The following is a 19677-nucleotide window of genomic DNA, read 5'->3' as shown; positions in this document are numbered from 1 at the left end:
TGACATGTCAACAGTGGAAGGTAAAGTCGGGACCATGAGCCTGAAACATGCCGTGCTGGGACTGCTGGCCGATTCCCCGGCGAGCGGCTACGACCTGATGAAGCTGTTCAACGCCTCACTGTCGAATGTCTGGCCGGCCACGCAGAGCCAGGTCTACGGCGAGCTGACCAAGCTCACGACGGCCGGTCTCGCCGAGGTCGCGGCCCACGGCCCCCGCGGCCGCAAGGAGTACGCGATCACCGATGACGGCCTGGCGGAGCTGCGCCACTGGCTCGTCGAGGTCGAACCCACCGGCCATCCGCGCCATGACGGCCTGCTGCGCATCTTCTTCCTCGGCCTCGTCACGCCGCTCGAGGCGCAGACCTACCTCCTGCATCAGGCCGAGCGCGCCGCGCGCGCCCACGCCGAACTCGAGCATCTCGACGAGACCGCCCAGTGGGACGAGGACATGATCTCGGTCCACGGGCGGATCGCGCTGGAGTACGGCCTGCGGATGTCGGCGTTCCAGGAGGAGTGGGCGCGGTGGGCGGCCGAGGAGGTCACCGGCGCCAAGGCGAGAAGGGCGAGCGAACTCGCGCGGCGCAGGCACGAGCCGGGCCGGCCGCAGGACGAGAGCGGCCAGGAAAGAGCAGGCCGGACCGCGGGGGACTGACACCCGTCGGCCGCCCCTCACCGGAGGCCGCACGACCACCAACGCCGAGAGACCCCCGCTTCACGGCCTCCCCGCCCCACGCGGCCACGAGCCCCGTGCCCGGTTCAGAGCCCCGGCGCGCCCCACACCGGGAACCACCGCGACAGGTCCTGCTCGATGGTCAGGTCGTCCCCGAGCATCGCCCGCACCTGGAGTTCCAGCGGGTTGTCGCGCTTCTCGCCGGCGTCCGTCGTGGGGGCGAAGGGGTAGAACGTGCCGCGCTTGTAGAGGTAGACCAGCGCCAGCGGCCGCTGCCGTTCGTCGCGGAAGCCGACGAGCGAACACAGCAGCTGTGGGCCGAAACCCGACTCCTCCAGCGAGGTGTTGACCGCGTGCAGGTCATTGACCAGGCCCGCGACATCCTCCGCCGGGTGCCGTGCGAGCAGCCACGAGTAGCCGTACGCGTCCTGGGAGAACTCCACCGAGCCGTCCAGCAGGGCCCGCGCGTCCTCCTGGATGCGCGAGAAGGCGCCGCCCTCGACGCTCGCGAAGCACACCGACCCCAGGCCGGTGGGCTCGAACCCGGCCGCGGCCTGGAGCGTCACCGCGGCCGACGGCAGGGCGAAGAGCTGGTCGAGATCGGGGCGTACCGGCTTGCTGCGGCCCAGGAGGGCGTCCAGAAATCCCATGCGCGGGGTACTCCTTGCTCGTTGCGGGCGGCACCGTGTGTCACGGCCGTCCCAGCTCCGCCGCGATCCGGCCCAGCTGGTCCAGCCGTTGCTCCAGCGTCGGGTGCGAGGACAGCAGCCGGTTGAAGCTCTCCTTGTTGAACGCCGGGGCGAAGTAGAAGGCGTTGAACGCCTGGTCCTTGCGCAGGTCCTCGGTCGGGATCCGCGCGATCTGGCCGGTGACCTTGGTGAGCGCCGAGGCCAGCGCCGACGGGCGGCCGGTCAGCAGCGCGGCGGCCCGGTCGGCGGACAGCTCACGGTAACGGGACAGCAGCCGGGTCAGCAGGAAGCTGATCGCGTAGACGACCACGCTGACGCCGGTGACGATGAGCACGGCGATGGCCGCGTTCTGGTCCCGGTTGTTGCGGCCGATGCCGCTCCACAGGGCGGCGCGGGTGATGATCCCGGCCAGCACGCCGAGGAACGAGGCGATGGTCATCACCGCGACATCGCGGTGGGCGACGTGCGAGAGCTCATGGGCCAGCACGCCCTCCAGCTCCTCCGGCTCCAGCCGCCGGAGCAGCCCGGTCGTGGCGCAGACCATCGAATTCTTCTGGTTGCGGCCGGTGGCGAACGCGTTCGGCACATCCGACTCGGCGATCGCGACCCGGGGCTTGGGCATGTCGGCCAGCGCGCACAGCCGGTCGACGGCGCCGTGCAGCGCGGGCGCCTCCTCCGGGGTGACCTCGCGCGCCCCCATGCTGAAGGCAGCGATCCGGTCGCTGAACCAGAACTGCGCGACGAACAGCCCGCCCGCGATCAGCAGGACCACCACCCACGCGCCCTTGAGCAGCACCACCAGCACGCCGACGACGACCACGTACAGCAGTCCGATGAAGAACATCGTCGTGACCATGCGTGAGGTCAGCCCGCGGTCCGGGGCGAATCGGGTCTGTGCCATGGCTCCTCCACACGCCGCACTTCGCGCAGTGTGCCGACCCGCTCGCGCGCCGTCTCGGGCGCCGCGCGCCGCGTACCTCACACTGCGCCGCTGTCCCGATTCTCCCTCTTCACAGCTATATGCGGGGTAAAGCTCGGGCCAGGAGACCACCGGGCGCGTCGGACGGCCCGCCCCGTAGGGCCGGCCGTCCCCGGGGAAACCCGTCTAGCGGGCCGCGCCCAGCTGCGCCGGCGCCTCCGTGACGATGCGCTCGAAGACCGCGGGGTCGGCCTCGAAGAGCGAATCGGCGATCGGCCAGTGGAGGACCAGCTCGTCGATGCCCAGCTCGGCATGGCGGCCGGCGAAGTCGACGAAGGCGTCCACGGAGTCCAGCGGGCGGTCCGGGGTGAAGCCCGTCAGCATGATCTTCTGCAGCTCGGCGGCGTCCCGGCCCTGGTCGGCGCAGGCCTTCCCCAGCCGTTCGACCTGCCCGCGGATCGCCTCGCGCGACTCGTCGGGCGTCCCGCCCGCGTTGACGACCTTGGGATCGCCGGTCGTCACCCAGGCCTGGCCGTACCGGGCGGCCAGCTTCAGCCCGCGCGGCCCGGTGGCCGCCACCGCGAACGGCAGCCGGGGCCGCTGCACACAGCCGGGGATGTTGCGCACCTCGTGCGCGGAGTAGTGCTCGCCCCGGTAGGAGACGACGTCCTGGCTCAGCATCCGGTCCAGCAGACCGACGAACTCGGCGAAGCGGTCGGCCCGTTCCCGCGGCTCCCAGGGCTCCTGGCCCAGCGCGGTGGCGTCGAAGCCGTTGCCGCCGGCGCCGATGCCAAGGGTGATCCGGCCGTCGCTGATGTCGTCGAGGGAGATCAGTTCCTTGGCGAGCGTGACCGGGTGCCGGAAGTTCGGCGAGGTGACGAGGGTGCCCAGGCGCAGCCGGGAGGTGGCCGCCGCGGCCGCGGTCAGCGTCGGCAGGGCGCCGAACCAGGTCTGGTCGCGGAAGCTGCGCCACGAGAGGTGGTCGTAGGTGTACGCGGCGTGGAAGCCCAGTTCCTCGGCGCGCTGCCACACCTCCCGTCCAGCCTGGGACCAGCGGCGGACGGGGAGTATCACGGTGCTCAGTCGCATACCCACGAGCGTACGGCCGCCCGGAAGGTGCTCCTCGATCCGCCTCGGCGGCCGCCACCCCGTCCGCCGCGGGGCTCATCCGCGCGACCCACCGCCCGCCTGTGCACGGCGGTACGGGAAGATGGCCCCGTGACTGATGCCTCCGCCACGCCATCCCGGGGCCCCGCTACGGCCGTTGCGCCCCGGCTGATCGCCACCGACCTCGACGGCACCCTGCTGCACGACGACAAGACGGTCTCCGACCGGACGATCGCCGCGCTCGCCGCCGCCGAGCGGGCCGGCATCGAGGTGTTCTTCGTCACCGGCCGGCCGGCCCGCTGGATGGGCGTGGTCAGCGACCATGTGCACGGCCACGGCCTGGCGATCTGCGCGAACGGCGCGGCCGTCGTCGATCTGCACCGCGGCGGCCGGATCGTCGAGGTCAGCGCCCTGGAGCGGACCGCCGCGCTGTCCGTGGTGGACGCGCTGCGCGACGCCGCCCCCGGTACCTCGTTCGCGGTCGAACGCACCGGCGGCATCCACTACGAGCCGCACTACCCGCCCCTGCTGCTGGACCCGGCCGCGGTCGTCGCGCCGGCCGAGAAGCTGCTCGCCGAGGACTTCGTCACCTCTCCGGTCCCCGACGCGCCGTCGCAGGACGCCCCGGCGGGTGCGGCCGACGGCCCCGCCTTCCCGGACCAGCCGGTGATCAAGCTGCTCGCCCACCACCCCGAGCTGGACCCCGACGCCTTCCTCACCCTGGCCCGTACGGTCGCCGGCGGCCTCGCCTCCTTCACCCGGTCCAGCCCCACCGCCCTCCTGGAGATCAGCGGGCCCGGGGTCAGCAAGGCGGGCACCCTCGCCCACTGCTGTGCGGAGCGCGGCATCGCCCCGGAGGAGGTCGTCGCCTTCGGGGACATGCCGAACGACATAGAGATGCTGACCTGGGCGGGCACCTCGTACGCCATGGCCAACGCCCACCCGGACGTGCTGGCCGCCACGACGCGCCACACCGCTTCCAACAACGACGACGGTGTCGCCATCGTCATCGAGCGGATCCTGGCGGAGGGCCGCCGGCAGCGCTGAGCGCGCCCCGGCGCCCCCTCACAGCGGCGCCTCCCACCACACCGTCGTCCCCGTCCCGGCCTCGCCCAGCCCCGGTCCGTAGGTGCTGCGGCCGCCCAGCGACTCCGCGCGCTTGGCGAGGTTGCGCAGACCGCTGCGGCGGCCGCCGTCCGGGATGCCGATGCCGTCGTCGGCGACCGTGAGCCGGACCCCGTCGGTGCCGTCCGGCAGGCTGATCGTGGCGTCGACGATTACCTCGATCCGGGACGCCTGGGCGTGCCGGAAGGCGTTCGACAGCGCCTCGCGCAGTGCGGCGATCAGGTTCTTGCCGGTCAGCTCGCCGACCCGGGAGTCGACCGCGCCGACGAAGGCGGCGGAGGGCTGGAAGCCCAGCGGCACGGCGGCGGTGCCGACCTCCCGCAGCACCCTCGTGCGCAGCCCGGACGGCGCCTCGGCCGGGCCCTGCTGGAGGGCGAAGATCGCGGTGCGGATCTCCTGGATGGTCACGTCCAGCTCGTCGACGGCCTTGCCGACGCCCTGGGCCACCTCCGGCACGATCGTCCGGCGCTGCGCGCTCTCCAGGATCATGCCCGTCGCGAACAGCCGTTGGATGACGAGATCGTGCAGGTCACGGGCGATCCGGTCGCGGTCCTCGTAGACCGCCAGCCGCTCCCGGTCGCGCTGCGCGTCGGCCAGCACCAGCGCCAGCGCGGCCTGCGCCGCGAACTGGGTGGCCAGCGTCCGCTCGGCGTCGGTGAACGGGCGGGCACCGCGGCTGCGCGGGGTCGTGAGGGTGCCGAGCACCCGTCCGCCGCTCTTGAGCGGCAGCATCATGCTGGGGCCGAAGCGCTGCGCGATGTCCGTGACCATGCGCGGGTCGCTGGCCGAGTCCTCCACGAACACCGGCTCCCCGCGCAGGAGTTGCTCGACCACCGGGCTGTCGCTGGGGATGTGCGTGCCCATGATCCCGATGGGGTCGTCCGCGGACACCGCGACGATCTCCAGTCCGCCCTCGTCATCGGGCAGCAGCACGATCCCGGCCGCCGAGTCCGCCAGCTTCCGGGCCTGCTCGGCGACCACCGCGAGCGCGTCGTCGACATCGCTGCCGGCCAGGAGTTCGGTGGTCACGGCCACGGAACCGTCGATCCACCGCTCCCGCTGCCGGGTCGCCGAATGCAGCCGGGTGTTGCCGATCGCGATGCCCGCCTCGGTGGCCAGCACCCGCACCATGTGCAGGTCCTCCTCGCTGAACTCCGCGCCGCCGCGCTTCTCCGTCAGATACAGATTGCCGAAGATCTCGCCCTGCACCCGGATCGGCACCCCCAGGAACGTCCGCATCGGCGGGTGCCCGGGCGGGAAGCCGGCCGAGCGGGCATCCCCGGTGAGGTCGCCGAGGCGCAGCGGCTTGGGGTCGTGGATGAGCGCGCCGAGCAGGCCCTTGTGGCCGTCGGGCAGCGCGCCGATCTGCTCGTGCTGCCGGGGGGTCACGCCGTGCGTCACGAAGTCCGAGAGCCCGGCGCCGGTCTCGTCGATGATCCCGATCGCGGCGTAGCGGGCGTCGGCGATCTCGGCGGCGGTCTCCACGATCCGGTCGAGGGTGACGCGCAGGTCGAGGCCCGCGCCGACGGTCCGCATCGCCTCCAGCAGCTGGGGCACCCGGGCGGTCAGCTCGGGCGATAGGCCCCGCAGGCTGCGGGTGGCCTCGGTGGCGGCGTCCATGGGGTCGGGGGCCGGGCCCGCGCCACCGCTCCCGGCGTCCTCCGGGTCCGGGGGTGGTGGTTCCGCAGTGGCTGCCATGCCATGAGCCTAATAACGGCTCTTTTCCGAGGAAAGTCCGCGTATGGGAGGAACTCCGCGGACCGTGCCCCCGGGCCGGTCCCTAGGCCACCGGCTGGGCCGTGCCGAAGGCCGCCTCCACGGCCTGTTCGCGCTCCCGCATGCGGCGGTAGGGGCCGTCGGCCGCGGCCAGCGCGGCCGGGCTCCCGCTCTGCACGATCCGGCCGCGGTCCAGCACCAGCACCTCGTCGACCGCGTCGAGACCGGTGAGACGGTGGGTGATCAGAACCGTCGTACGGCCCTCGGTCGCGGCCAGCAGATCGGCGGTCAGCGCGTCGGCGGTGGCCAGGTCGAGGTGCTCGGCGGGCTCGTCCAGGACGAGCACCGGGAAGTCCGCGAGCAGCGCACGGGCCAGCGCCAGCCGCTGCCGCTGGCCGCCGGACAGCCGGGCGCCGTGCTCACCGACCATGGTGTCCAGGCCGTCGGGCAGCCCGCGCACCCAGTCCGCGAGCCTCGCCCGGCCGAGCACGTCCCACAGGTCCTGGTCGGCGCCGTCCGGCACCGGCCGGTCCCGGCGGGCGAGCCGGAGGTTCTCCCGCAGCGAGCTGTCGAAGAGGTGCGCGTCCTGGGCGCACAGCCCCACCAGCCGCCGGACCGCGTCACCGGCCAGCTCCCGGGCCGCGGTGCCGGCCAGCGTGTACGTCCCCGACTCCTGGTCCAGGAAGCGCAGCAGCACCTGCGCCAGCGTGGTCTTGCCGGAACCGGACGTGCCGACGACGGCGAGCCGGTGCCCGGGCCGCAGGGTGAAGCCGACCCCGTCCAGAGCCGGCCGGTCCTGCCCCGGGTGGCGCGCGGTCAGCCCCCGCACCACCAGCGGGAACGGCGTCGCGGGGGCGTCGGCCGGTTCGGCCGGCTCGCGCACCGGCTCCGGGGCGTCCAGCACCTCGAAGACCCGCTCGGCGGCGTGCCGGGTGCGCCGGCGGTACTGCACCGCGAGCGGCAGCCCGGTGACCGCCTCGAACGCGGCGAGCGGGGTGAGCACGACGACCGCCAGCGCCACCCCCTCCAGCCGGCCGGCGTGCACGGCCTGGACCCCGGCGACCGCCGCCGCGGCCGTGGTCAGCCCGCACAGCAGCGCCGACAGCCCGGCACCGGTGCCGGCCACGGCGGCCGAGCGGGCGGCGAGCGCGGTCAGGTCCCGGTCCGCGCGCCGCACCGCCTCCGTACGGGCGGTGAGCGCGCCGGCCACCGTCAGCTCGGCGGTGCCGGTGAGCACCTCGACGACCCGGGTGGACAGCCGTCCGCGGGCCGGCGCCAGCTGACGCTCCGCCCGCCGGGCCAGCGCGCCCGAGAGCAGCGGCACCCCGACGCCGGCGAGCAGCAGCCCGGCAGCGAGGATCGCACCGGCCTGCGGCAGCAGCCAGCCGGTGAAGCCGACCGCGCCCGCGCCGACCAGCACCGCCGCGCCGACCGGCAGCAGCCAGCGCAGGAAGTAGTCCTGCACCGCGTCGACATCGGCCACCAGCCGCGACAGCAGGTCGCCGCGCCGGCGGCCCGCGAGCCCGGCCGGCGCCAGCCGCTCCAGCCGCTGGAAGACGGCCACGCGTACGTCGGCGAGCATCCGGAACACCGCGTCATGGGCGACCAGCCGCTCGGCGTACCGGAAGACCGCCCGCCCGATGCCGAACGCCCGGGTCGCGGTCACCGCCACCATCAGATACAGCACCGGCGGCTGCTGCGCGGCACGCGAGATCAGCCAGCCGGAGGTCGCCATCAGGCCCACCGCGCAGCCCAGCGCGAGGCTCCCCAGCAGCAGTGCCAGGCCCAGCCGTGCCCGGCGGGCGCGGGCCGTCCCGCGCAGCCGGGCGAGCGCCGCACCGCGGGTGGGACCCGCCGTCTCCGCCGCCGGGGCGCCGGGGGCTTCCGCGTCCCGCGGAGCGGGGACCACCGCCGCGGCCTCCGGGCGCGCCCCGGCACCGGTGTGCGGCCGCGCCTCGCCCGCGCCGTCCGGCTCCGTCCCCGCCGGATCCGGCAGGCGCACCACCCGGTCCGCCACCGCCAGCAGCGCCGGCCGGTGGACGACGAGCAGGACCGTACGGCCGGCCGCGAGCCGGCGGACCGCGGCCACGACCGCCTCCTCGGTGGCGCCGTCCAGGTTCGCGGTGGGCTCGTCCAGCAGCAGGATCGGGCGGTCGGCGAGGAAGGCGCGGGCGAGTGCGAGGCGCTGGCGCTGCCCGGCGGAGAGCCCGGCACCGGACTCGCCGAGCCGGCTGGCCATCCCGTCCGGAAGGGCGTCGACGAAGTCCAGCGCACCCGCGTCGGCCAGGGCGGCGCGCACCGCGGCCTCGTCCGCGTCCGGTCGCGCCAGCCGTACGTTCTCGGCGATGCTGCCGGCGAACAGGTGCGGCTGCTGCGGCACCCAGGCGATCCGCTGCCGCCAGCTCTCGGGTTCCAGGGAGGCGATGTCCCGCCCGTCGACGAGGGCCCGGCCCGCGGCCGGCGCGGTGAAGCCCAGCAGCACGCTCAGCAGCGTCGACTTGCCGGCGCCGGAGGGCCCCACCAGTGCGACGGTCTCCCCGGGCCGGACCTCGAACGAGGTGGCGGGGAGCGAGTCGGCGGTGCGCCCGGGGTGGCGGACGACCAGGTTCTCGACGGCCAGCGCGGTGCCCGCGGGCGCGGGCGCGGTGCCGGCGGCCGGCAGCGGTGTCTCCAGTACCGCGAAGACCTCCTCCGCGGCCGCCAGCCCCTCGGCCGCGGCGTGGTACTGCGCGCCGACCTGCCGCAGCGGCAGATAGGCCTCGGGCGCCAGCACCAGCACCATCAGGCCGGTGTAGAGGTCGAGTTCGCCCTTCACCAGGCGCATCCCGATGCCGACCGCGACCAGCGCGACGGAGATCGTGGCGAGGAGTTCCAGGGCGAAGGAGGAGAGGAAGGCGATCCGCAGGGTGCGCAGCGTGGCCCGGCGGTAGGTGCCGGTGATCTCCCGGATGGAGGCGGCCTGGGCCTTGGCCCGGCCGAAGACCTTGAGGGTGGGCAGCCCCTCCACGACGTCCAGGAAGTGGCCCGACAGCCGGGCGAGCAGCCGCCACTGACGGTCCATCCGCGACTGGGTGGCCCAGCCGATCAGGACCATGAACAGCGGGATCAGCGGCAGGGTGAGCACGATGGTGAGGGCCGAGATCCAGTCGCCGGTGACGATCCGGGCGAGCACCGCGACCGGGACCACGACGGCCAGCCCCAGCTGCGGCAGATAGCGCGCGAAGTAGTCGTCCAGGGCGTCGATCCCGCGGGTGGCGAGGGTGGTGAGTTCACCGGTGCGCCACTCCGCCTCGACCGGCGCTCCCTCGGACGTGGCCGGGCGCCGGGCGGGCCCGAGCTTCGCCGCCCGCTCGATCAGCCGCATCCGCAGCTCGGACTTGACGGCCGCACCGGCGCGGTGGGCGGCCAGCTCGGTGAGCCAGGAGACCAGCCCGCGGCCGACGGAGACGGCGGCGAGCAGGACCAGTGGTGTGGTCAGGCCGCCGGGACCGAGGCCGTGCTGGAAGGCGCCGACCACGATCTCGGCGATCAGCATCGCCTGGCCGACGACCAGGCCCGCTCCGGCGAGCCCGAGCACCACCACCGCGACCAGGAAGCCGCGGGTGGCGCGGGCATAACGGAGCAGGCGCGGGTCGACGGGTTTCACGTGAAACATTCCCTCCTGCCGAGGCCGCCCCGAGGGGCGGCCGACCGGCTAGTGGGCATCGGCGGCGAGGTGCTGGGTGCCGATGCGCTTGCGGAAGACCCAGTACGTCCACCCCTGGTAGAGCATCACGAGGGGCGCGGCGAACCCGGCGCCCCAGGTCATGATCTTCAGGGTGTACGGGCTGGACGAGGCATTGCCGACCGTCAGGCTCCAGCTCTCGTTCAGCGTGGAGGGCATGACGTTCGGGAAGAGCGTCAGGAACAGCATCGCGACGGCGGCCACGATCGTGACGCCGGAGAACACGAAGGCCCAGCCCTCGCGCCCCAGCCTGGTGGCCGCCAGCGCCGCGACCAGCGCGGCCACCGCGACCACCAGGACGACCAGGCTGGCGCCGTCGCCCTTGTCGGCCTGCGTCCAGCCCAGGAAGCCGGTCACCAGCACCGCGGCGATCAGCCCGACGGCGGTCGCCGTCCGGCGCGCCCGCTCCCGGATGTCGCCGACGGTCTTGAGCGAGGCGAACACCGCACCGTGGAAGGTGAACAGCACCAGCGTGACCAGCCCGCCGAGCAGCGCGTAGGGGTGGAAGAGGTCCAGCAGGCCGCCCACGTACTCCTTGTGGGCATTGATCTTCACGCCGTGCACGATGTTGCCGAAGATGACGCCCCACAGCACCGCGGGCAGCAGCGAGGTCCAGAAGATCGTGTGCTCCCAGTTGCGCTGCCAGCGCTCCTCGGGCCGCTTGACGCGGTACTCGAAGGCGACACCGCGCAGGATCAGGCAGACCAGAATCAGCAGCACCGGCAGGTAGAACCCGGAGAAGAGGGTGGCGTACCAGTCGGGGAAGGCCGCGAAGGTGCCTCCGGCCGCACTGAGCAGCCAGACCTCGTTGCCGTCCCAGACCGGCCCGATGGTGTTGATCAGTACGCGCCGCTCGCGCCGGTCGCGGGCGAGGAGCTTGGTGAGGACGCCGATCCCGAAGTCGAACCCTTCGAGGAAGAAGTACCCGACCCAGAGGAAGGCGATGAGGACGAACCAGACGTCGTGGAGTTGCACGGTCGCCTCCTAGTACGAGAAGGCCATCGGCCGGTCGGCGTCCGCACTGTCGCCGCCGATCCTGGTGGGCGGATTGAGGTCGTCGTCGGAGAGCTCCTGCGGGCCGGCCTTGATGTACTTCACCAGCAGCTTGACCTCGACCACGGCGAGGATCGCGTACAGCGTGGTGAAGACGATCATCGAGGTGAGCACCTCGGCCTGCGAGACGCCGGGGGACACCGCGTCGGAGGTGCGCAGCACGCCGTAGACGACCCAGGGCTGGCGGCCCATCTCGGTGAAGATCCAGCCCCACGAGTTGGCGATCAGCGGGAAGCCGAGGGTGACGAAGGCGAGCGACCAGTACGCCTTGCTCAGCCGGGCGCCGAGCACCTTGTTCTTGGTGAGTGCGAGACGGGGTGGCTCCTCGTCCCCCGTCCGCAGCCCCGGCGAGAGCCAGAACTTCTTCCGGGTGAGCCAGAGGCCGGCGAGCCCGATGGCGAACGACGACATCCCGAAGCCGATCATCCAGCGGAAGCCCCAGTAGGCGACCGGGATGTTGGGCCGGTAGTCGCCGGGCCCGAACTTCTGCTGCTCGGACTTGTTGACGTCGTTGATGCCGGGGACCGGCGAGGAGAAGTCGCTGTGCGCCAGGAAGGAGAGCAGGCCGGGGATCTCGATGGCCACGTCGTTGTGGCCCTTCTCGACATCGCCGTAGGCGAAGACCGAGAACGGCGCCGGCTCCTCCTTGTCCCACAGCGCCTCCGCGGCGGCCATCTTCATCGGCTGCTGCCGGAACATGACCTTGCCGAGCGAGTCCCCGCTGATCGCGGTCAGCACGCCGGCGATCACGAGGGTGACCAGCCCGAGCCGCAGCGAGGTGCGCATGACCTTGATGTGCTTCTTGCGCATCAGATGGAAGGCCGCGATGCCGACCATGAAGGCGCCACCGGTCAAGAAGGCCGCGGTCAGCGTGTGGAAGGCCACGACCATGGTGGTGTCCTGGGTCAGCACCTTCCAGAAGTCGGTCAGCTCGGCGCGTCCGGTGCCGGCGTTGTACTTGTAGCCGACCGGGTGCTGCATCCAGGAGTTCGCCGCCAGGATGAAGTACGCCGACAGGATCGTGCCGATCGAGACCATCCACATGCAGAAGCAGTGGATCTTCTTGGGCAGCTTGTCCCAGCCGAAGATCCACAGACCGATGAAGGTGGACTCGAAGAAGAAGGCGATCAGCGCCTCGAAGGCCAGCGGGGCACCGAAGACGTCACCGACGAACCGCGAGTAGTCGGACCAGTTCATCCCGAACTGGAACTCCTGGACGATGCCGGTGACGACGCCCATCGCGATGTTGATCAGAAACAGCTTGCCCCAGAACTTGGTGGCCTTGAGGTACTTCTGCTTCGCCGTGCGCACCCATGCGGTCTCGAGTCCGGCCACCAGGGCGGCGAGGGAGATCGTCAAGGGGACGAACAGGAAGTGGTAGACGGTCGTGATGCCGAATTGCCATCGCGCCAGTGTCTCTGGCGCCAACGCCAGCTCCACGTCGCTTCCTCCTTACGTCACCGTTGCACTGCGCCATTGCCCCTTTTGCACCACATAAAGCGGCACATACCCGGGCGCGCTTGTGAACGCGTTCACATTCACAAATGATTATCCCCCACCGTCTTTCAGCCATTCCTCTGGGGGGTGCGTGACCGCGGTCACGCTCGAATCCATGGCGCGGGCGCGAAAACGCCGAGGCCGCGGGTCACGGGGACCCACGGCCTCGGCGGCGGTCGTACGACGGCTTACAGCGCCTTGCGGAAGCCCTCCGCGGCCTCCAGGAACAGATCCATCGCCGGGCTCTCCCCGATCGTCACCCGCACGCCCTCGCCGGGGAACGGCCGGACCACGACACCGGCCCGCTCACAGGCCGCCGCGAAGTCGGCGGTGCGGTCGCCCAGCCGCAGCCAGACGAAATTGGCCTGCGTCTCGGGGACCGTCCAGCCCTGCCCGAGCAGCCCCTCGACCACCCGCGTCCGCTCGGCCACCAGGGCGTCGACCCGCTCCAGCAGCGCCGCCTCGCTGCGCAGCGAGGCCACCGCCGCCTCCTGCGCGAGCTGGCTCACGCCGAACGGCACCGCCGTCTTGCGCAGCGCGGCGGCCACCGGCTCGTGCGCCACCGCGAAGCCGACCCGCAGCCCCGCCAGGCCGTACGCCTTGGAGAAGGTGCGCAGCACACACACGTTGGGGCGGTCCCGGTAGAGGTCGAGGCCGTCCGGCACCTCGGCGTCGCGCACGAATTCGCAGTAGGCCTCGTCCAGCACCACCAGCACATCGCTCGGCACCCGGTCCAGGAAGGACTCCAGCTCCGCGCGGCGCACGACGGTGCCGGTGGGGTTGTTGGGGTTGCAGACGAAGATCAGCCGGGTCCGCTCGGTGATCGCCGCGAGCATGGCCTCCAGGTCGTGCACCTCGTCGGAGTCCAGCGGGACCTGCACCGGGGTGGCACCGGAGACCTGGGTGACGATCGGGTACGCCTCGAACGAGCGCCAGGCGTAGATCACTTCATCGCCGGGTCCGGCCGTCGCCTGGACCAGCTGCTGGGCCACGCCCACCGAACCGGTGCCGGTCGCCAGGTGCTCCACCGGCACCGAGAACCGCTCGGACAGCTCCGCCATCAGGCCCGTGCAGGCCATGTCCGGGTAGCGGTTGAAGGCCCCGGCGGCGGTCACCGCCTGCTCCAGGACCCCGGGCAGCGGCGGATAGGGGTTCTCGTTGGAGGACAGCTTGTAGGTGACGGGGCCACCGGCAGCCGCCGGCCGGCCCGGCTTGTACGTGGGGATGCCGTCCAGCGCCGTACGCAGCTTCGGGGTCTTCTCGCTCACCGCAGGTCCTCCTCAACCGTCCCGCTCGTCTCCAATACTGCACACCTTATGAGGATTAACCCGTTCGGCGGCAGCCCCGGACCGTCTCGCGCACCCCGGCATCCCCGCCCGGCCGGCCCGCGCGACCCCACCGAAGGGCGCTGCCCGATCCCGCGCGCGCCGGTGGCTCGCGCCGTGGCGCGCGTCCCCCGTCAAGGTGACTTGAGGCCACTTCGGGGCCTGAACCGACGGGCAGGTAAAGCTGCCGAATCTCCCCCGGAATCATCCCTTCCCCACCCAACTACCTGGGAATCAAGGTGACTTGGCGGATCTTCACCATGCAGAAACGTGTCTTTCCGAAGCCGTCACCCAAGCCCCGTGAAGGGCTCTCACGAGCCCTACTATCGGCTCGCCATGACAGCAGCAGGGAAGCACCAGGTGAGCCGGTCAACCGGTCGCCGGCTGGGGCGGGCGGGCATCCGGGACGTGGCCGCCGCAGCCGGTGTGTCGATCACGACTGTCTCCGACGCGCTCAACGGCAAGGGCCGGCTTCCGGATGCCACCCGTAGCCATGTCCGCGAGGTGGCCGACCGGCTGGGCTACCGCCCGTCCGCAGCCGCCCGCACCCTCCGTACCGGCAAGTCGGGCCTCCTCGGCCTGACCGTGACCACGTACGGGGATGAACCTTTCACCTTCACCGAATTCGCCTACTTCGCGGAGATGGCCAGAGCCGCCACCTCCGCGGCCCTGGCCCGCGGCTACGCGCTGGTCATCCTCCCCGCGACCTCCCGCCACGACGTGTGGTCCAACGTCGCCCTGGACGGCACCGTCGTCATCGACCCCGCCGACGGCGACCCCGTCGTCACCGAGCTGGTCCGGCACGGCATCCCGGTCGTCTCCGACGGCCGGCCCGGCGGCGCGCTGCCGGTCACCGGCTGGGTCGACAACGATCACGAGGCGGCCGTCCTCGGCCTGCTCGACCATCTCGCCGACGCCGGCGCCCGCCGTATCGGGCTGCTCACCGGCAACACCACCGACACCTACACCCGGCTGTCGACCACCGCCTATCTGCACTGGTGCGAGCGGGTCGGCCAGGACCCGGTGTACGAGTCCTACCCGGCGCACGACCCGTGCGCGGGCGCGGTCGCCGCCGACCGGCTGCTGGCCCGCCCGGACCGCCCGGACGCGGTCTACGGGCTCTTCGACCCCAACGGCACGGACCTGCTCGCCGCCGCCCGCCGCTACGGGCTGCGGGTCCCGGAGGACCTGCTGCTGGTGTGCTGCAGCGAGTCCACCCTCTACGCCGCCACCGAGCCGCCCGTCACCACACTGTCCCTCAAGCCGCGCCGCATCGGCACCGCCGTCGTCCAGATCCTCATCGACGCCATCGAGGGGCTCGACACCGGCCGGCCCATCGAACAGGTCATACCGACCGACCTGATCGTCCGGGCCTCGTCCCAGCGGCGCTCGCCCAGAACGACCGTCAGTCCACCACGAGGACCCACCGGCGATTGATCTTGCTCGCACATACGGAGGACCGCACGCTCACTTCAGCAGGGAAAAAACCGGGTGATCCCGGGCGAAATCAGCCGCGAATGCCGGGCTCCGGAGGATTGACCACCCCCGGGTGCGTCACAACCCGCTACCGGCATTCCTATGATGGGCGCACGACACCGCGGACCGCCGTCGACCAGGCAAAGGTCCGAGAGGTGCACGGCGGCGCGACGGTGGAGGGGTCGATGACTCAGGGGGCCAGTCAGGGACCCATGGTGTGGACCATGGCGGGAGAAGCTCCGGCGTCCGTACCGCCGCCCGGAGTGCCCTCCGGCATGACCGCCGGGTCCCCCGTGCCGCCCGCCGGCCCACCGGTCCCGCTGCCCGCCGGCGCCCCGGCCGCACCGCCCGTCGCACCCCCCGTGGTGCCGCCCGCCGCACCGCCGGCCGACCTGCCCGAGGAGTACACGCCGACCGCGCGCGACCTCCCGGTCATCGAGCCCGGCCGCACCGACACCCTGATCGACCGGCCGGCCGTCGTCCCCGTCCCGGAACCGGCCCCGGACCCCGACGCGCCCGACGGCATGGGCCCGTTGTACGTCGTCGGCGATGTGCACGGCTACTACGACGAGCTGCGCGAGGCACTGGCCGCCGAGGGCCTGATCGACGCCGACGGCAGCTGGGCGGCCGGCAACGCCCGGCTCTGGTTCCTCGGCGACTTCACCGACCGCGGCCCGGACGGCATCGGCGTCATCGACCTCGTCATGCAGCTCTCCGCCGAGGCCGCGGCCGCCGGCGGCTACTGCAAGGCCCTGATGGGCAATCACGAACTGCTGCTGCTGGGCGCCAAGCGGTTCGGCGACACCCCCGTGCAGTCCGGTGCCGGCACCGCGTCCTTCCAGGCCGCCTGGCTCCTCAACGGCGGCCAGAAGACCGACATGGACCGCCTGGAGGACCATCACCTCCAGTGGATGGCCCGGCTGGACGCCGTGATGGAGGAGGACGGGCATCTGCTCGTGCACTCCGACACCACCGCCTACCTCGATTACGGCGACTCCATCGAGGCCGTCAACGACACCGTGCACGAGGTGCTGACGCGCAGCGAGGCGGACGAAGTCTGGGACCTGTTCCGGAAGTTCACCAAGCGCTTCGCCTTCCGCGACGAGTCCGGCTCCGAGGCCGTGCGCGAACTCCTCGACGCCTACGGCGGCGACCGCGTCGTCCACGGCCACAGCCCGATCCCGTATCTGCTGGGGGAGGTCGGCGCGGAGGACGGCGAGAGCGAGAGCGTCGCGGTCGAGGGTCCGCATGTCTACGCCGATGGCCTGGCCATCGCGATGGACGGCGGCATCACGATGGCCGGGAAACTACTGGTGGTTCAACTTCCGCTGGCCGGCTGACCGTTATCGGTTCGGCAAGGGCCTCTGCCGGGAGCCGGGGCCCGGGAGGGAAACGGGTCTCGGCGGGGGCGCGAACCGGTCGCGGCATTACTCAAATTCCGCAAACTCTCTGTCACGGCGCGCCGGAGTAGCTCTACCATCGGACTATCCGTAGCAGGCTCTCCTCCGTTTCTGCCCACTACCCGGCCCACGCCGGCCGTACGGCCCTACGGAGCATCGGGGGATCCATATGAACAGCGCTCCGCACCTGCTGAACGAGGACCGCGCGGAATTCGCGCGCATCCTCGATGAGGCGCTGCGAACCGCCGACTACCGCCCGGACGACCTCACCCGTGGCGCGGGAGCGCAGCTCAGCGCCGAGCAGTTGCGCGCGATGGCGCTCAGCGCCACCAGCGCCATCGCCGCCTGTGCCACGGCCGAATATCAGCGCTATGTGCGGCTGCGCGCCGAGGTGCGCGCGCCGGCGCGCGCACCGTCCCCGTCCGGTCCGGTCCGCGAGGAGCCGGCCGGGGACGCCGACGAGGGTGCGGATCCGGCCACCCTGGACGAAGCAGAGGCCACCGGCGCCGGGCTGACCGCCATGATCGCCGTGCTCGCCCCCGTCCTCGCCGGCATCGCCGCCGTCCTCTTCCTCCTCATCGGCTATGTGCTGAGCGCCATCGGCCCCGACAAGTCCCTGGCCCGGCCGCTGATCAACGTCGGCTGGATCTTCGCGGCGCTGACCGCGGCGGGCACCCTCGTCGCGATGGGCGGTCTGCTCCTGACGGCGCTGCGCAACGGGCCGTCCGCCCAGGCGGCCAGAGCCGAGGACCTGGGCGAGGAGCTGCACCTGGCCCACGAGGCCTGGCGCGGCGCCCTCCTGGAGCGCGGCCTGCTGCCGTTTCTCCGCGAGGCCCTCGCCGACCGCGCGGCCCGGCCGGACGACGCACCCGCCCGCTCCGTCCCGCGCCGCACCGCCTCGCCGGAGAGCCGCATCCCGACCCTCGGCTACACCCGCCCGGAGTTCTCCAGCCCCGACAGCCCGTCCGCCGGCTCCCGTCCGCGCTACTCCAGCCCGGACTTCACCAGCCCGGACCACGGCGGGCCGGACCACCCGCCGGAGTAGGGCACGGCCGCGCACGGGACCGAAGCGCTGTCCTGGCCGGAGCAAGACGGCTCCCACCAGGACAGCGCGAAGGACGGGCCCGGTCAGTCGGCCAGCGGCAGATACACCCGGTTCCCGGCGGCGGCAAACTCCCTGGACTTCTCCAGCATTCCCGCCTCGACCTCCTCGGGCGTCGCGTCCGGCTCCCCGCCGAACTGCTCGGTGATGCTGCGGCTGATCTTCATCGAGCAGAACTTCGGCCCGCACATGGAGCAGAAGTGCGCCGTCTTCGCCGGCTCCGCGGGCAGCGTCGCGTCGTGGAAGGCGCGGGCCGTGTCCGGGTCGAGAGCCAGGTTGAACTGGTCCTCCCAGCGGAACTCGAAGCGGGCGTCGGAGAGCGCGTCGTCCCATTCCTGGGCGCCCGGGTGGCCCTTGGCGAGGTCCGCCGCATGGGCCGCGATCTTGTACGTGATCACGCCGGTCTTGACGTCGTCACGGTCCGGCAGGCCCAGGTGCTCCTTGGGCGTGACATAGCAGAGCATCGCGGTGCCCCACCAGGCGATCATCGCCGCGCCGATGCCGGAGGTGATGTGGTCGTAGGCGGGCGCGATATCGGTGGTCAGCGGGCCGAGCGTGTAGAACGGGGCCTCTTCGCAGATCTCCTGCTGGAGGTCGATGTTCTCCTTGATCTTGTGCATCGGGACGTGCCCGGGGCCCTCGATCATGGTCTGCACGCCGTGCCGCTTGGCGACGGTGTTCAGCTCGCCGAGCGTCCGCAGCTCCGAGAACTGCGCCTCGTCGTTGGCGTCCGCGATGGAGCCGGGGCGCAGGCCGTCACCGAGCGAGTAGGTGACGTCGTAGGAGGCGAGGATCTCGCAGAGCTCCTCGAAGTGCGTGTAGAGGAACGACTCCTCGTGGTGCGCCAGGCACCAGGCCGCCATGATCGAGCCGCCGCGGGAGACGATGCCGGTCTTGCGGCGGGCCGTGAGCGGGACGTACCGGAGCAGCACACCGGCGTGCACCGTCATGTAGTCGACGCCCTGTTCGGCCTGCTCGATGACGGTGTCCTTGTAGATCTCCCAGGTCAGCTCTTCGGCCTTGCCGTCGACCTTCTCCAGCGCCTGGTAGAGGGGGACGGTGCCGATGGGGACGGGGGAGTTGCGCAGCACCCACTCGCGGGTGGTGTGGATGTTGCGGCCGGTGGACAGGTCCATGACCGTGTCGGCGCCCCAGCGGGTCGCCCAGGTCATCTTCTCCACCTCCTCCTCGATGGAGGACGTCACCGCCGAGTTGCCGATGTTGGCGTTCACCTTCACCAGGAAGTTCTTGCCGATGATCATCGGCTCGATCTCCGGGTGGTTGATGTTCGACGGCAGCACCGCGCGCCCGGCCGCGATCTCGTCGCGCACGAACTCGGGGGTGACCTTCTCGCGGACGGCGACGTACTCCATCTCCGCGGTGATCTCGCCGCGCCGCGCGTAGGCGAGCTGGGTGACCGCGGCGCCACCGCGGCCGCGGCGCGGCTGGCGGGGGCGGCCGGGGAAGACCGCGTCGAGGTTCTTGAGGCCGCCGCGCGGCGAGGTGTGCTTGAGGCCGTCGTCCTCCGGCCGCAGCGGGCGGCCCGCGTACTCCTCGGTGTCGCCGCGGCCGATGATCCAGTTCTCCCGCAGCGGTGCCAGGCCGCGGCGGACGTCGGTTTCGATATGGGGATCGGTGTACGGCCCTGACGTGTCGTAGAGCGTCACGTCCTTGCCGTTGGTGAGGTGCACCCGGCGCACCGGAACCCGAAGGTCCGGACGCGATCCGGAGACATAGCCCTTGTGCCAGCCGATCAGCGGCTCGTTGCCGTCGCCGGCACCGTTTTCGGGCGTGCGTGCATCCTGCAGAGTCATCAGACCCAACTCCCTACGCCGGCATTACCCGGTAACAGGTTCAGCGGTCGACGCAGCGGC

The 19677-nt window shown here is 72.1% G+C and carries 14 protein-coding genes; 5 read left to right on the top strand and 9 right to left on the bottom strand.

All coding sequences use genetic code 11. The features are described 5' to 3' along the window. Positions 1 to 34 precede the first annotated feature (34 nt). The gene (locus IEY78_RS07545) at positions 35 to 652 is read left to right on the top strand and encodes a helix-turn-helix transcriptional regulator (protein ID WP_189096792.1); all 618 of its coding nucleotides are present in this window, start codon (positions 35 to 37) and stop codon (positions 650 to 652) included. Between the two features lie 104 nt (positions 653 to 756). Here the strand turns inward: IEY78_RS07545 and pspAB are convergent, their stop codons facing one another. The 3 genes from pspAB to IEY78_RS07530 all read right to left on the bottom strand — a co-directional run bounded on the left by pspAB (position 757) and on the right by IEY78_RS07530 (position 3373). Beyond that, positions 757 to 1320 (bottom strand): PspA-associated protein PspAB, encoded by a 564-nt coding sequence (pspAB, locus tag IEY78_RS07540; RefSeq protein ID WP_189096791.1) that lies wholly within the window; start codon positions 1318 to 1320, stop codon positions 757 to 759. Positions 1321 to 1360: 40 nt separating this feature from the next. After that, the gene (gene htpX / locus IEY78_RS07535) at positions 1361 to 2260 is read right to left on the bottom strand and encodes a zinc metalloprotease HtpX (RefSeq protein ID WP_189096790.1); all 900 of its coding nucleotides are present in this window, start codon (positions 2258 to 2260) and stop codon (positions 1361 to 1363) included. A 204-nt stretch (positions 2261 to 2464) separates the two neighbouring features. Then, positions 2465 to 3373: an LLM class flavin-dependent oxidoreductase gene (locus IEY78_RS07530; protein WP_189096789.1), complete on the bottom strand. Its 909-nt coding sequence runs from the start codon at positions 3371 to 3373 to the stop codon at positions 2465 to 2467. A gap of 123 nt (positions 3374 to 3496) precedes the next feature. On the opposite strand from IEY78_RS07530, the gene IEY78_RS07525 reads away from it, so the two are divergent. Then, positions 3497 to 4432 (top strand): HAD hydrolase family protein, encoded by a 936-nt coding sequence (locus IEY78_RS07525; protein WP_189096788.1) that lies wholly within the window; start codon positions 3497 to 3499, stop codon positions 4430 to 4432. 18 nt (positions 4433 to 4450) lie between these two features. On the opposite strand, the gene IEY78_RS07520 is transcribed toward IEY78_RS07525, so the two are convergent. The 5 genes from IEY78_RS07520 to hisC form a co-directional block, all read right to left on the bottom strand. Further along, complete coding sequence (locus IEY78_RS07520) at positions 4451 to 6130, bottom strand: sensor histidine kinase (RefSeq protein ID WP_189096883.1); 1680 nt, start codon at positions 6128 to 6130, stop codon at positions 4451 to 4453. A 160-nt stretch (positions 6131 to 6290) separates the two neighbouring features. Further along, a complete protein-coding gene (gene cydD, locus IEY78_RS07515; protein ID WP_229699757.1) occupies positions 6291 to 9881 on the bottom strand; it encodes a thiol reductant ABC exporter subunit CydD in 3591 nt (1196 codons plus the stop codon). Between the two features lie 39 nt (positions 9882 to 9920). Next, positions 9921 to 10925, bottom strand: coding sequence for a cytochrome d ubiquinol oxidase subunit II (gene cydB / locus IEY78_RS07510; RefSeq protein ID WP_189096786.1), 1005 nt, complete (start codon positions 10923 to 10925; stop codon positions 9921 to 9923). 9 nt (positions 10926 to 10934) lie between these two features. Then, on the bottom strand, positions 10935 to 12443 hold the full coding sequence (locus IEY78_RS07505; protein WP_189096785.1) for a cytochrome ubiquinol oxidase subunit I: 1509 nt from the start codon (positions 12441 to 12443) through the stop codon (positions 10935 to 10937). 245 nt (positions 12444 to 12688) lie between these two features. Further along, complete coding sequence (gene hisC, locus IEY78_RS07500; RefSeq protein WP_189096784.1) at positions 12689 to 13768, bottom strand: histidinol-phosphate transaminase; 1080 nt, start codon at positions 13766 to 13768, stop codon at positions 12689 to 12691. 393 nt (positions 13769 to 14161) lie between these two features. Here hisC and IEY78_RS07495 point away from each other — a divergent pair, with 393 nt between their 5' ends. The 3 genes from IEY78_RS07495 (at position 14162) to IEY78_RS07485 (ending at position 17746) form a co-directional block, all read left to right on the top strand. Continuing rightward, a complete protein-coding gene (locus tag IEY78_RS07495; protein ID WP_189096783.1) occupies positions 14162 to 15262 on the top strand; it encodes a LacI family DNA-binding transcriptional regulator in 1101 nt (366 codons plus the stop codon). A 263-nt stretch (positions 15263 to 15525) separates the two neighbouring features. Continuing rightward, on the top strand, positions 15526 to 16641 hold the full coding sequence (locus IEY78_RS07490; RefSeq protein ID WP_229699756.1) for a metallophosphoesterase: 1116 nt from the start codon (positions 15526 to 15528) through the stop codon (positions 16639 to 16641). Positions 16642 to 16870: 229 nt separating this feature from the next. After that, on the top strand, positions 16871 to 17746 hold the full coding sequence (locus IEY78_RS07485; protein WP_189096782.1) for a hypothetical protein: 876 nt from the start codon (positions 16871 to 16873) through the stop codon (positions 17744 to 17746). A gap of 83 nt (positions 17747 to 17829) precedes the next feature. Here the strand turns inward: IEY78_RS07485 and thiC are convergent, their stop codons facing one another. Next, the gene (gene thiC, locus IEY78_RS07480; RefSeq protein ID WP_229699755.1) at positions 17830 to 19617 is read right to left on the bottom strand and encodes a phosphomethylpyrimidine synthase ThiC; all 1788 of its coding nucleotides are present in this window, start codon (positions 19615 to 19617) and stop codon (positions 17830 to 17832) included. Positions 19618 to 19677 lie beyond the last annotated feature (60 nt).

It is taken from the genome of Streptomyces kronopolitis, assembly GCF_014646275.1.
GTDB classification, from domain to species: Bacteria; Actinomycetota; Actinomycetes; order Streptomycetales; family Streptomycetaceae; genus Streptomyces; species Streptomyces kronopolitis.
This window is presented reverse-complemented; position numbering and strand designations above follow the sequence as displayed.